The following is a 14,675-nucleotide window of genomic DNA, read 5'->3' on the forward strand; positions in this document are numbered from 1 at the left end:
TCCCATTTCATAGTGAGTGTGATACCCCTGAAATGATCTTTTTCACGTGATCGACATCTGCTGGTACAGGTTCAATCTTACCAAAAGATTTCATAATCGTATCAGGATCTTTGAGCACATTGCCTGTACAAATGCAGACCACAATCTCATCTTTTTCGATTTCTTTGAGATGTGCCATTTTGAAAAGACCGGCAATCGATGCGGCACTCGCCGGTTCGACGCCTATACCCTCGGCCTTGCCAAGAATTCGCTGCGCGTCCAGTATCTCCTCATCCGTTACTTCAATAGCGTAACCATCCGTTTCATAAATCGCTTTCAAGGCCTTTTTCCCGCTGACTGGATTCCCGATCCTGATCGCCGTCGCGATCGTCTCAGGATGTTCGACCGCCGTGAAATCCTTCCGCCCCTCGCGAAACGCATTAACAATTGGTTTTGCGCCACTGGCTTGAACGCCAATAAGTTTTGGAAGTCGGTCGATCAAACCGATGCTGTGTAATTCATCTAGCGCCTTATAAACCGACCAAATGTTCCCGGCATTTCCAACTGGAAGAATAATCCTATCGGGAACTTGAAAATCGAGCTGGTCAATGATTTCGAATGCGACAGTTTTTTGTCCTTCTGGTCTGAAAGGATTGATCGAGTTAAGTAAGTAAATATAACCCTCTGCAGCCAGCGTTCTCGCGATTTGCAATGCGTCATCGAAGCTACCATCAATCGAGATAACTTTTGCTCCGAAGAAAACTGCCTGAGCAAGCTTTCCTGCGGCGACTTTTCCCGCGGGGAGGATCACGACACAATCGAGACCTGCTTTAGCGGCGTATGCTGCGAGAGAAGCTGATGTGTTGCCAGTTGATGCGCATCCTACGATCCTGGCCCCGATTTCCACCGCCCTCGTAACGCCTACAGTCATCCCCCGGTCTTTAAAGGACCCCGTCGGATTAGCGCCTTCATACTTGACATACAGTCGATTGATACCCACGATCTGGGCAAGATTCCGACAGTCATAGAGTGGCGTTCCGCCTTCTTTTAGGGTGATTGCTTTCTCCTCCGCGACAGGGAGGAATTCGGCATACCGCCAAACACCAAATGGTTTCCGCCTAAGTGTGTATGGTTCGATATTTTCTAAAGAAGAAAGATCAACCTTGATGTCGAGAAGACCCCCGCATTTCATGCAACTGTCAGCATAAGGGTCCTCGATAATGGCGCCGCATTCCCAGCACCTGATCTCGTACACCATTTACTCGATCCTCCTGCAACCAGATCCTGGCCTCGTCACCCATGTGTCGCACCTGATACCATTGGTCTCATAAACCTTCTTCATCGCGTTGGCAATTGATCCGCCATTGACCTTCTGCACATCAAACATAGCAGCAATAGATGGACCCGAACCGCTAAGAAATGCCGCGCATGCACCTGCCTCCTGAGCAGCCGATTCAACCTCGCGGAGATACGGAATAAGATGTGCTCTCGAAGGTTCGATGACGCTGTCCCTTACGTTGCGACCTATAAGCCCAATGTCCCCCTTCACCATTCCAAGCACCAGACCTGACGCATGACCGACGTGATAAACGAGCTTCTTCAGTTCCACTTTCTCTGGTATGACTTTCCTCGCTTCCCTTGTAGAAATGAAGACTTCGGGCATAGCAATTGCAATACCGAGATCGGCTGGTGGATCGACCCGCTCTACCTCAAATGGGTCGTATGAAGTGATAATTGTGAATCCGCCTAGGATGGCTGGTGCGACGTTGTCTGCGTGAAATCCGCCTGAAGTCACCTCCTCGGCTCTCGCCGCACAGATGACAAGTTTCTCCGCAGGCAGGGGTTTTTCCAGGAGAAGATTCGCCGCGAATGCACCTCCAGCGGCAGATGCGCCCGAAGACCCGATACCACTACCTGGCCTGATTCCCTTTCTGATCACCAACTCGATACCGAAATCAGCACGCCCAGCCTTCAGAACTTCCATTGCCGCGATACCGGCTGAGTTTCTCATAGGGTCTGGGGTGATGTGTTTGCTATCGGATCCGCTAATCGAGGTGATCAAAACACCTTTTCTGACCGTACGTTGTGCCTCGATAATATCATATGGTTCACCAAGAGCGAGACCAAATATGTCGAAACCCGCCCCAATATTCGAAAGAGTGGCAGGCGCGATTACCGTGACCTTATCGTAACGCATCAAGTACACCTTGATCTTGGAAGACTGAGCTGTGGAGATCAATTTGCGGAAATAAAACTTTCTTACAGTATTTGTTATTTTTTGGCCGATCATATGGAAAAAGACCCGGCGCCCAATACCAGGAAAATCGGCACGAACGGGACTATCAGCGATATATTGATGCGAATACAGCTTTTTTATAACAACTTCAACTCCTGCAGAACAATTTATTAACCCAATCGAATCTATCCGACCGCCCTCCGGTGAGACCCTGAACGCCCCAGACCTGAGCATCTCGGTCATCGTGTTATTCGTCGTCTTCATCCTCATCGCGATACGCCAGGTCGGGAAATTTCGCCTAAAGATATGGCAGATTATGCTTTTCGGAGCGGTTGCGGTGCTTCTCACAGGCCAGATAAGTCCGATTGACGCACTCCTTTCAATCGATATCGACGTAATGCTCTTCCTTTTCGGAATGTTTGTTGTCGGTGAGGCCCTCTATGAGAGTGGTTATCTTTTTTATCTCGCACACAAAATTTTTAAGAGAGCGAAAAATGTCGATCAACTCATCCTCTTGATCCTTTTCACTATTGGCACACTCTCCGCCTTTCTCATGAACGATACCCTTGCGATCATTGGCACGCCACTCGTTCTTCACTTTGCATCACGATTCAATGTGTCCCCAAAGCTTCTCTTGCTTTCGCTCGCTTTCTCCGTTACAACAGGTAGCGTCATGAGTCCGATTGGTAACCCACAGAATCTCCTCGTCGCTATCAATGGAGGAATCGAGAGTCCGTTTGTCACTTTCTTTTCTTATCTAGCGGTTCCCACACTCATCAATTTATTTATTTGCTACATTGTTTTGAAGCTGTTCTATCGAGATGAATTCAAGAAACAGACGTCAAATAACGACGAATCGCCAGTGACAGACCCACGCCTTGCCCTTGCATGTAAGATTTCGCTGGCATTGATCTTCATTCTCGTCGTCGTCAGAATTGCTCTTTCCTTTGCAGACCTTGGCCGAGAATTCAGGCTGACCTACATAGCACTCGTGGCGATGTTGCCGATAATTATAATCAGCGACCAACGGATGAAGATTTTGAAGAACATTGACTGGTACACCCTTATTTTCTTTGCTTCGATGTTCGTGCTGATGGCAAGTGTTTGGCAGTCTGGATTCTTTCAGTCGCTGCTGGTTGGATCGAGCTTCGATATCGCCTCGGTTCCAGTGATTCTAATGATCAGTGTCGTATTGAGCCAATTTATCTCGAACGTTCCCTATGTCGCCCTATATCTTCCCCTTCTTTCCGAAGTTGGGATATCCACGCACGGTTTAATGGCACTCGCGGCTGGGAGTACGATTGCTGGAAACCTCCTCATTCTCGGCGCCGCGAGTAATGTGATCATCATACAGAACGCAGAAAGGAGGGGAGAGACTCTTTCTTTTGTCGAATTTGCGAAAGTGGGATTTCCTTTGACATTGATCAATGTACTCGTTTACTGGTTCTTTCTATCGATACTATAGGAGTTGATTGCAGACGTTTTCCCTCAATCAAAGTGACAATGCACTAAATTGCAGAAATTAATCTCTTGCCAAAAATGCCTCCTGAGGCGGAGAAGTGTTTTTAACAGGGTGTTGCATTCGATGCATTTGTGACGGAGATCACGATCATAGGCGCGAGGGGTCATGTCGACGACCCAAACAGACTGATTGCTTCCCTCCAGAACCTAGAGCGGGGGATAGGTATCCCACTGAATGCCGATCTCGTATGCGGTAGGGATCACTTGTTATCCGCCACCCTTCACGCGATCAGGTCATTCGAGCGTGGAGAGAACATTTCCTCGAATCTTTCAAATGAGATTTTGATTTATGCTTCTGGCGAAAGACAGTTCGCAAAGGCAGTCGAAAAGATGGGGATATCAAAGGGTTCTCAGAGAATTGCAATCGTTTTTCTAGACTGTCCCCACCCTGAAGAAGTTATCAGAGATTTGGGTTTATCACACGATGATTCAGTGCTTGAACCGACAATCGAGAAACTGAGGCGATTCGGAATCGATGAAAGCGAAATTTCAACGCTGAGCGCGACAGAATTCGCAGATGTTGTACTTGAAAGAGTAGCCTTCGTCGACCTTATCAAGAAATAAAAGATTCAGCAGAGTACTCAAGCAATCAAAAATGGAGATTTTAGTGCGGAGGCTATTTGGTAACGAGAAAAGCATTTCGAATTTTGGATAATCAAGTCAAAAGATTAATGAATTAAAGGGTCAATAAGTTTAGCGATTCGAATCACCCAGAACCTCAGAAGATCGACACGTACGTGGAGATGAAGGGATTTGCCTGGCGATTACATCAGTCAGCTTCAGCTTGCTAGACAGCTTGAACAGAAAGCAAGAGAAGCTGCGAGGAATCGCGAAGAGGCCGAGAAAAAAATAGATGAAGCAGAAAAGGCCCTCGCCAGTCTCAGAGAATTCGATACCCAGTCAGCGGATGCTCAGCGATTTTTTTTGGAAGCAAAGGAAGCCTTTTCCAATCGAGACTTCAAGACGGCTCTCAGTCTGGCAATAAAGAGCATCGAGGCGACTGAGAGGACAAAAGCCGAAAAAGTCGAAGCAGTCATATCGTCGATTACTGACCTTTTGAGTCTATTTGAGAGGGGGGAAAGGGATTACGAGGAGATCATTAATTTAATACAGAAAACGAGAAATTTTATTGCTGAAAAGAGATTAAAAGAGGCGCTCTCAAGCGTGACTTCTGCATGGAATAAGGCTGAACAATATGTCAATAGGAAACTTGCAGACTATTTCGGCAAAGTGCAATCACTACTGCTCCTCGCAGAATCAAACGGAATAGGCGTTGATGAAGAGAGGAAGATGCTCGCACATGCGAGGAAATGGCTTGATGAATTGCAGTATGCATCTACGATTAAGGAACTCAACGCCTGCTTTGATAGGATCAAAAATCTTATCCACTCACATCTTGAACTGCAGGTTGGGAAGATCCTTGACTTCAGGACGACCTACGAGGAACTTGGGATCGATTTTTCACCTGTTGACAAAATCATCGCGCAGGCTCGAAAGGAAATCGAAGAAGGAGATTATGATCGTGCTTTCAGAACCATCAAGATGGGTGAGATAGAGGTTCAGAATCGTTTGAATTCTGGTATCCGATCAACCTTGGAAAGAATACGGAAAAGGGTGGAATTTCTCGAAACGAACGGTATCGAGACTGGACGCGCTAAAGAATTGATACAAAACGGGCTCGAATTCGTAAGTACGCAAAGGATTGCCGAGGCAAGAGAAGCCCTAAAGGATTTGAAAAATGTGATTTCAAAGGGCGAGGAGGCATATCTCGTACGACTTATTTCGAGCCTGCGCACCAAGCTCGTTCTTGCGAAAAGACTAGGTGTTGATTTAGACCAGCCTTTAGCACTCCTCGAGTCCTCGAAAGGATCATTTAAGAGCGGAGACTTTGAAAGTGCAATCGATTTCGTTCGCAAAGCTGACGGGATTTTAGAAAAGGCGCTCGAAGGCTACAAAGAAGTGGAGAGAGAACTTTCAAAGACGAGGCAGCTTCTTTTGATCGGTAGTCTCTATCCAGCAGATTTGAGAAGCGCAAAGGAGTTGATGAATGACTCAAGAGAACTTGTTCTTGCCAGGAATTTCAGCGGGGCTGTAGAGAAACTTAAGGCTGCTCAAAAAGAAGCGAATAGAGCCATTCAGGAGCATTTCGCTAAGGCCGTCATGGATCTCGAATTGAAGGCCGCGACTGCGGTAAGGATGGGTGCGGACCTTACCGAGGAACATGCTCTCCTTGATAGGATCATCAAGACGATCAAAGAGGGAAATTACATCGAAGCTGCTGCGTCGATTAAACGTTGTAATGAAATGATCAATGAAAAAATGAAGCTCACTACGAAAGCGATGATCGCAACGGCCCAGAAGTACGTGGAAGATCGTTCGAAGCATGTCGATGTTTCCGCTGCGAGATCAATGATCGCGGATGCGACAGCTGCTCTGGAAAATGGAGAATTCGAAAAGGCATACGATCTTGCACAGGCAGCTATTGAGAGCCTCCGGAAGAGCGAAGAAGAATCTCTGTCAAACAAGATCCAAGAAGCGAAGAAATTGCTCGATCTCGCAGAACGTCTTGGTGCAGTGAGCATCACTCTATCTGAAAAACTGAAGAGCGCAGAGCAACTTCGTGATAATGGTGAGACATCGGAGTCGTTTAGAATCATTATCGATGTCATCAATTTTGCAAGTTCAATCGTTGCTGATGAATTAACGAGGGAATTGACAAAATTGATCCGCTCGATAGGATCAGCCCGACGAAATGGCGTTGAGGTCAAACAGATTGATCGCCTAGCCGAGGAGGCGTCGTTGGCGATCAATGCAAAGGACTTCGAGCGAGCATTCAATATTATTAAGGAAACGGGAGAATTGCTCAATAAGACAAAAGCGCTTCATACTGAGATTTACGATAGAATTGTAGAAATCTCAAGCTTGTTGAGAGAGGCAAAGGAGCAAGGCAAGGACACTTCCGAGGCAGTGACACTTCTAACAAAGGGTAAGAGATTGTTTGAGACTGGCAAGTATGAAGAGGCGAAGACTGTCCTCACCAAGTGCTACTCCGAAACAGAAAAAATCGTCGCTCCATTCATAGCGACGCGCAGGATACCACTTGTCAGAGATCTGATTGCGATTATGAAACGAATCGGCCTCGAGACATCACCGGTCGAAAAGATGATTGCAGACGCAGAGGCAAACGCAAAAATGGGACGGTACCTTGAGGCCCTCAATGCATCAGGAGAGGCTGAGCGGATCGCGACGACCAGCCTCATCAGGGAGATTTCTATGAGAATCGAGAATCTCAAATCGCAGATCGCACGAGCGAAAAAGTCTGGTCGAGACGTCAGAAATATTGATCAGATTATAAGAAAAGCAGAACAACTCTTATGGGAAAGCAGGTTCAACGACGCACTCAAGGCTCTCGACCTTGCAAAAGCTGAAATTGATCAAAATGTTGTCATGGAGAGAAGAGCGAACGAGCACATTCAGATTTCTGAGAGAGTCATTGACGAAGTCGCATCGCTCGGCATTGATGTGACCTCAGCACGCAATTCGCTGGGCCAAGCGATCAACCTTAGGGATATTGGGAAGTTCATCATAGCGTCGGAACTGGCAAGAAAAGCCGCCGAGCAAGCCTCGCAACTTGCTACGACTAGGATCAAAAATGAACTGGAAGGAGTCGAAGAATTCTGCAGAAAGGAGGGCCTCAAAGGTATCGACCTCGAAGCCGCGAGGTCATCGATCAATGAAGTCGATTATCTAATCGAGAGGTGGCATTTCAGACAGGCTAAAACATTGATCGATCGTTTTTCGAGCGAAATAAGGAGAATTCAGCAGCAGAAACAGATGAGCACACAAACGATCAACGAGGTCAAAGAACAAGCGAAGAGAGCAAAGGAGCTTGGCCTTCGTATCGAGCACGTTGAGAAGCTCATCTCCCAAGCCGATGAAAGAATGAGGAATGGCGCTTTCTCCGAGGCTTTCGCGATCGCGATGCGGTGTTCGGAAGATTTGCGATCGATCTTGGAATCATACGAGAAAAGACTAAATGAAATTCATAAGACTGAGAAATTGATTGAACTTCTCGAGAAAAATGGCCGGGATATTAGTGAACTCTCCGAGAAGGTTAAATCCGCGAGGGAAGCGCTCCAAGGGCTTGAATTTGAAAAAGCAGCCCTCCTGATTCAGAGGGCTATGATCAGCGCGACATCAGAACTTAATTCATTAGCAAAAGAAAAAATGAAAAAGCTGCATTCTCTTTACCAACTGCTCAGCCAGCTGTCATCCGAAACTGAAGTTCTTCAATTAGGATCGGATATCGGTCAAATGGAAATGGGTGAACGAGGGGCACCGAATCTCGAGGTCATTGAGAAGAAAACGGAAGCAATTGAATCCCTGTTATTCCACGAAATAGGAAACAGGATTACGAAGCTGCGAGAGAGAATTGACAAGGAGAAAAAGGCTGGAAAAGAAGTGTCGCTGAGTGAATTTTTTATCGCAACAGCAAAAGAATCGCTCGACACGAAATCTTATGGAGAAGCAATCGAAGCGTTAGAGAAGGTCGAAAAGAGTATCGGCATTTCAGTCGAAAAATATAAGGAGTTTGAAAATACAAAGGAAAAACTCACACAACTCATTACTGAAGCTTCGAGGAGGGGAATACCAGTTGAAGAGGGCAAAGATGTTCTTATTAGAGCCAGTAGATGGAGCCCACAGGAAATTGACATCATGATTGAGGACCTAAAAAATGCTATTTCGTCTCTTGAAAATAAAATCGAAATGCTGATCCCAGAAATTACGATTGACATGGATCTTCTCGGAGAGCCGATTGCCGGTCAATGGACAGGAGCAAGAATACATTTGCGTAACAAGGCAATCGCGATGGTACGAGACATCGCATTGAAATTCCACGGCGATCTTGATGTGAAAGGCCCGCTGACAATTGAATGGATGAAGGGACAAGAAGAGGTGTCTCTAGACCTGAAGATCATGCCGAAGCGAAGTGGCGTTTTACCGATCGCACTTGAACTTAACTTTAAACCTGCGTTCTCCGATGAAAACTACAGATTTGAAAGTACCTTCGAGATCGAAGTGCAAGAGTCGAAATCCTGACCATTCTGCTCTACGATTTTATTGGTGCGAACTTGTAGCCGTAGTGGATAATACCTGCCTCACCGTCTTCTCCGAGTTTTCTGAGGGTGCTTCGTACCCGCATCCCGATTTTCACTTCCGATGGTTCGCAATCGATAATCTGGCCGGTAACTCTCACCCCTTCGTCCATCTGTACGATCGCGATCACATAGGGCTTCATCTTGTCAAGTTGTGATGGTGCCTCGTAAACGATCGAAAAGGAATAGATTTCCCCTTCTCCGCGCAACTTCATCTCTTCAAGCTTGCCCACACTCTTTCTGCGACACACAGGGCAGATTGATCGTGGAGGAAACAGAATCCTCTTGCAGACACCACATCGAACTGCAGTCATATTATATCGGCTCGGGTTCTCACGCCAAAAACGCGCTGTTGACAATTACACCACCCCCAAAATGTGCACAACTGCCGTTGCTCCAGTCCCACCAATGTTGTGTGCTAACCCAATTTCCGCGCCGTTGACCTGTCGTTTCCCAGCCTCTCCTCTCAATTGCGCAACGATCTCGACGACCTGAGCAACACCCGTCGCTCCAATCGGATCTCCCCTTGCCTTCAAGCCTCCCGAGGTGTTGATCGCGATCTTTCCACCGATCGCCGTCTCACCCTCAATCGTTGCTTTACCTCCTTCCCCCTTTTTGAAAAATCCCAGATCTTCGATTGCCAGTATTTCACTGATTGTATAGTTATCGTGAACTTCCGCGAGATCAATGTCCTTAGGCTCTATCCCCGCTTGCTTGAATGCCCTCCTAGCCGCGACTTTTGTTGCTTCGAAGCTGCAGATATCCGATCTGTGATGTAAAGCTAATGTGTCAGAAGCTTGAGCTGATGCCATGATTCTTATTGGAGTATCCGTATACTTTCTCGCTTTTTCCATCGCACAGAGGACAACAGCCGCTCCCCCATCGGAAATCGGCGCGCAATCGAAGAGACCAAGCGGTTCAGCAACTGGCGACGCCCTTAGGACAGTATCGAGAGATATCTCCTTCTGGAACTGCGCCTTGGGATTGAGCGAACCATGTTTGTGGTTCTTGACAGCGACATGTGCAATTTGTTCCCGCGTCGTCCCGTATTCATGCATGTGCCGCCGCGCGATCATCGCATGGAGCGAGGCAAAGGTCGCTCCGAATGCGCACTCCCACTGCTGATCAGCTGCTGATGACTGGATGTCGATCGCTTTGAGGTCCCCAACATCCGTCATTTTCTCCGCACCGCCAACCACCACAATATCATGAAGCCCTGATGCAACTGCGAGGTATCCCTGCCGGAGGGCGAGTCCACCTGATGCACCTGCCGCCTCAACCCTTGTCGCCGGGACATGGTTCCGTGTCATACCAGCGTAATCCGCAATTAACGCACCAACATGTTCCTGCTCAATATAACGACCTGCGGACATATTACCGACATAGATCGCATCAATCTCATCGCCCGAGAGATTCGCGTCATAGACCGCTGCAAGTCCCGCCTGGATTCCTATTTCTCTGAACGATAAATCCCAGAGCTCACCAAATTTGGTATCACCGATCCCAATAATCGCAACTTCCCTCATGACATCCCTCCAGCCAAGCGAATTTTTCCTTTGAATTTTGCGTATGTCGCATAGTCAATGAATTTCTTGTTCTCGACGAGTTGTCTCACCGTGGGTGCCGCATCCCTTCGGAACCGCTGGATTTCTGGTGTGACGGTTATATCAAAAGCATCACTACCAGCACCTGATCCATACGCAACCGCAAAGATCCGTTCGTGCGGTTTCGCCACATCAAGGATCGCAGCAATACCCAGCGGTACGGAGCCACTGTACGTATTGCCGATGAATGGCGTCAGCAGTCCCGTCTCAATCTGGTCCTCTGTGAACCCAAGCTGCTTCGCAACCCTCACCGGGAATTTTCCATTCGGTTGATGAAAAACTGCATAGTCATAGTCTTCCGGTTTGGAACCCATGAGATTCATGAGTTCCTTACCACAATTGATGATGTGCTTGAAGTACGCCGGCTCACCTGTAAAACGACCACCATGACTTGGATAAGGCTGTCCTTCCCGCCTCCAGAAATCAGGCGTATCAGTCGTATAAGAATAGGTGCGGTTGATCTTCGCGATGATCTTCTTTGCGCCGATGAGGAAAGCCGCACCGCCAGCAGACGCAGCGTATTCGAGCGCATCACCCGGCGCACCTTGTGATGTGTCTACACCTATGGCGACACCATATTTGATCATACCAGCTCCAACCATCCCCATGCACGTCTGTATTGCGGCGGTTCCAGCTTTGCATGCAAACTCATAGTCTGCCGCAGTCAGTCCTGGCGAGGCTTCGATCGCTTCCGCCACAACCGTCCCTGTTGGCTTGACAGCATAGGGATGTGATTCTGAACCGACAAAAATGGCACCGATCTCTTTCGGATTAATCGAAACCCGTTTCATCATGTTCCTCGCTGCTTCAACCGCGATCGTGATCGTATCCTCGTCGGGACCAGGAACAGACTTACTAAAGATGAGGAGGTTGCGGCTCATCATCTCGCCATCAACACCCCAGACTCTACCGATCTCCTGGGGTGTTATTCTATATCTTGGAACATATGCACCATAGCTTACAATGCCAACATCCATTTCAAACACCACCTTAAGTTTACCTGAGACGCTCGAGTCTCTCGACAAGAACTTGCATCGGCAGATCTGTTCTAATGAGCGGAATACCCTCGAGAGCCGCGAGTCTGATCGCAAGCTCATCCACATGTTCAGGCTTGTGATAACAGACCATAGCTGGCTTGAGAGGGTGAGCCCTGACAGCGATCATAGGAGATCTTCCGTATTTAACACCCGTAAAAATAAGCGCCCTCTCGCTACTCCATCCATAAATCTTGAGATAATCGAATGAGCTGAGAGAAATGATCGCCTTCATCGAATCGATGACGGTATAACCGTGAATATCCCTAACTAAGGGAAGACCTTTGGTCAAATTTTCGCCATCGATGACCTTGATGAAGTTCTCCACTGGCATACTCGTCTCAAATTCTTTCATGCTGATGATGCAGTCAGTCTTTTCACCGAAAGTGTATTTCTTAATCGTCTTACCACCAGTCTTTTCGTCAAGTTCAATAAGACCGTCGACGATCTTTCTGATGATGACGATACCAGGAGACTTCCTCCTTCCAGATTCATAATCGCTAATGACCGATGGGGAGATTCCAAGATGCTTGGCGAGGGCTTGCTGGGAGATGTTGAACTCCTCCCTCCATTTCCTAATCGTTTTACCCACATCCGATGAAAGGGTGATATCCCCAGCGATCTTTTCCCTTAACTGCTCCTTCATAAAGGGTTGTAAAGCAATGCAGTATTTAATATTTGTCGAATGACGAATACGACAGATTATAAAATCAACGCATCGGGAATCGGCGTCACCGGTTTCGTGGTAAAATAGATTATCAATGAAGAGCTCAAGTCACGGTTATCGAGCACAAGGGAAAAAGGAATAATATTTATCTGAGTTGCATATTCTGACCCGTTTCTCACGGGGCTGTGGGGTAACTTGGCTATCCTTGTAGCTTCGGGAGCTATAGATTCCGGTTCAAATCCGGGCAGCCCCACTATTGTAGTATCAAGCAGGCAATGTCTCTTGGAAGATTGCCTAACGACAAGATGAGTACCCAAAGTACAAGTACCTTTAAATGGCTTTGAGTTTCCCGTGAGTTCTTAATCTAACAGGTTTGAACAATCAAGTTTGAAATTTTTAGATTGAATTCTTGGAAAATTCTTTTTTAGTCTGAACAAGGGAGCACACATACCCTATCTAGGCATCCTGCAGTTCCTTTGCCTTGAAAAGGCCTGTCCATGTAATCAAGAAAAAGTTATTATTGTATAGGTGAATGGATTGTCCAAAAGACGGTGGGATCTTTCCACAGGATTCTCATTTAAGAGTCATTTATTCATCTGAAAGACGAATTGAATTTGAGATTACTGTTAAACATGGTGTAACGGATTCACCAATCAGCAGTCGGACTTTTTACTCCGGTTTGGAGAAACTTGGTTGAAATTCAACCCCCGAAAAAAAGATCGGTTGCATATGGTGTAATTTCAAGAATCATTTCAATTCGACGACAAAAGAACGACGAAAATAAAGATGATAATTGCGGTGTTTCCAGAGTCTCTTATCGAGAGCTCCAATTTCACCTCGGGTCAACATCGTCGGATTCCCAATTGACAATACAATTCGTTTTCATCCCGACGACAATAAACGTGGCGAAATCATATAATCAAACTCGAGTGATCCGTCGTCCATTATTTACCTTCCGTTTCTTTCAATCCTGATTCCACCAATGACAACCCTTGCAACTTTTTCATCAACTGGTGTGAACACTTTTAAAACTCCATTTTTAACATCGATTCCGACAACGACGCCAATGCCGAGTAGTTTTCCATCAGTTCCTAAGAGTCCGATTAATCGACCCATGCTATTTTGCCAATCTTTTCCGAAAACCACCCTGTCGTTACGAAATACCCTTATGCGTCCCTCTTTCAGATACTTTGCAAAAATGAGCTCTCTTAGCCTTCTTCTTGTTTCTGGGCTCCGAGGTTTAACATCCAAAGGTGGCTCAACAACAATGAAATCGTTACTGAAGCTTTGGAGTAAGGGGTTGAGCTCTGCATCCTTTGTTATAACGATAACAAGTGGTGACGGGAGCAGTCCGATTATTGATCTTTTGTAATTTAGTGCCTCATCATTTCCCACCCATCCATCAGTGTTCATGATAATGATTCTAGCCCTTCTCTCTTTTACCTTTTCCAACAATTTCTCCGCCATCGAAAGGACCTTTTTCTGAACGGAATAAGGGGATGTAACCCCCAGGAACATTGTCCAATCAGGACTCATCAGTTGGAGATCTGTTGTCTGTTCTCTTAGAATAACAAAACCAATGGTGCCAGGAGGACCTATTTCTGATTGTCCTAAATCAGTATCTATGAAACATACGGGATCAAGACCATCTCTAATGCAACGGTTTATGAGATAAAGTCCCAAACTCGATTTTCCTGAGTCATTACCACCGATTATTGCTACAGAAGGGGGGGTCTTTTTGATAATCGCATCAGCACACTCGATCCATGATCGAGGAATCGTATTTCCCTCTTTGACTGTATATGTCGAATCGACGCCAAGTCTCATCTTGATTTTGGCTGGAGCAATCGCGTAAAAAGGGAGCCTCCTATTCTCTTTTACAATCGTCATTGATTGAGCCCTTTTTTCAGCTCCAAACACTTCAATAATACCGCTTTCTACCCAGACTGACGCGGGGCCATCAACCAATAGGGTACTATCTGGACATAATTCCAATTCAATCATTTCTGACCCTCCTAATGATCGAGTTATCGCGCGTCAACCAGATCCAATGTTAGTTCTTCACAGTCAAGAAGACTTCATTTCATTTGAATCTATTGCGGATGTCCTAGTGCATTCTCCAGGAAAGCTCCAGTGATATCCATCAGCAATACCCCGAACTCTTGGTTTCCCGCTGTTCTATAAAAATGGGAGGCGTGGCGAAACATTGGAGTCCGATGATATCGTTCATTAAGGTCAAATTCATGGAATTTACAATCAGGGCCAAAGAAATGCGAGGTTTTTCACAGTTATCTTTGTCAATTCAAATTCCCTTCAATTAAGAACTGCTCTTCCGGGAACAGACCAGGCACAAGAAAGCAGTCGGACGGATCCGAGAATATCACTCTGAAGACATTGTTCCAAAAGAAAAACCCGTCTAGAACATTACCTGCCTAGATCTTACACTCTTATCCGCCACCACTTCATTATCCTCACTAT

At 46.5% G+C, this 14,675-nt stretch carries 10 protein-coding genes and 1 tRNA gene; 4 read left to right on the forward strand and 7 right to left on the reverse strand.

The annotated features are described in order from the left end of the window. Positions 1-7 precede the first annotated feature (7 nt). Both thrC and QHH00_00495 read right to left on the reverse strand, forming a co-directional pair. Positions 8-1,237: a threonine synthase gene (gene thrC, locus QHH00_00490; protein MDH7507862.1), complete on the reverse strand. Its 1,230-nt coding sequence runs from the start codon at positions 1,235-1,237 to the stop codon at positions 8-10. Further along, positions 1,238-2,485, reverse strand: coding sequence for a homoserine kinase (locus tag QHH00_00495; protein ID MDH7507863.1), 1,248 nt, complete (start codon positions 2,483-2,485; stop codon positions 1,238-1,240). Here QHH00_00495 and QHH00_00500 point away from each other — a divergent pair. The 3 genes from QHH00_00500 to QHH00_00510 all read left to right on the forward strand — a co-directional run bounded on the left by QHH00_00500 (position 2,460) and on the right by QHH00_00510 (position 8,836). Continuing rightward, positions 2,460-3,680: an anion transporter gene (locus QHH00_00500; protein ID MDH7507864.1), complete on the forward strand. Its 1,221-nt coding sequence runs from the start codon at positions 2,460-2,462 to the stop codon at positions 3,678-3,680. The two genes, QHH00_00495 and QHH00_00500, sit on opposite strands and share 26 nt — an antisense overlap. Before the next feature lie 128 nt (positions 3,681-3,808). Continuing rightward, the gene (gene cgi121, locus QHH00_00505) at positions 3,809-4,300 is read left to right on the forward strand and encodes a KEOPS complex subunit Cgi121 (GenBank protein MDH7507865.1); all 492 of its coding nucleotides are present in this window, start codon (positions 3,809-3,811) and stop codon (positions 4,298-4,300) included. 189 nt (positions 4,301-4,489) lie between these two features. Then, entirely contained in the window at positions 4,490-8,836 is a 4,347-nt protein-coding gene (locus tag QHH00_00510) for a hypothetical protein (GenBank protein ID MDH7507866.1), read from the forward strand. A 10-nt stretch (positions 8,837-8,846) separates the two neighbouring features. Here the strand turns inward: QHH00_00510 and QHH00_00515 are convergent, their stop codons facing one another. From QHH00_00515 to QHH00_00530, 4 genes are read right to left on the reverse strand one after another with little or no spacing between them, the layout of a single operon-like run. After that, the gene (locus QHH00_00515; GenBank protein ID MDH7507867.1) at positions 8,847-9,251 is read right to left on the reverse strand and encodes a Zn-ribbon domain-containing OB-fold protein; all 405 of its coding nucleotides are present in this window, start codon (positions 9,249-9,251) and stop codon (positions 8,847-8,849) included. Continuing rightward, complete coding sequence (locus QHH00_00520; protein ID MDH7507868.1) at positions 9,252-10,418, reverse strand: thiolase domain-containing protein; 1,167 nt, start codon at positions 10,416-10,418, stop codon at positions 9,252-9,254. Beyond that, the gene (locus tag QHH00_00525; protein MDH7507869.1) at positions 10,415-11,473 is read right to left on the reverse strand and encodes a hydroxymethylglutaryl-CoA synthase; all 1,059 of its coding nucleotides are present in this window, start codon (positions 11,471-11,473) and stop codon (positions 10,415-10,417) included. Before QHH00_00525 ends, QHH00_00520 begins: the two co-directional genes overlap by 4 nt. A 19-nt stretch (positions 11,474-11,492) precedes the next feature. Then, entirely contained in the window at positions 11,493-12,176 is a 684-nt protein-coding gene (locus QHH00_00530) for a helix-turn-helix domain-containing protein (GenBank protein MDH7507870.1), read from the reverse strand. Between the two features lie 200 nt (positions 12,177-12,376). Here QHH00_00530 and QHH00_00535 point away from each other — a divergent pair. Further along, positions 12,377-12,450 (forward strand) — tRNA-Pro (locus QHH00_00535). 695 nt (positions 12,451-13,145) lie between these two features. Here the strand turns inward: QHH00_00535 and QHH00_00540 are convergent. Continuing rightward, positions 13,146-14,201 (reverse strand): Clp1/GlmU family protein, encoded by a 1,056-nt coding sequence (locus QHH00_00540; GenBank protein MDH7507871.1) that lies wholly within the window; start codon positions 14,199-14,201, stop codon positions 13,146-13,148. Positions 14,202-14,675 lie beyond the last annotated feature (474 nt).

The organism is Methanomassiliicoccales archaeon, assembly GCA_029907465.1.
In the GTDB taxonomy this organism is placed as follows: Archaea; Thermoplasmatota; Thermoplasmata; order Methanomassiliicoccales; family JACIVX01; genus JACIVX01.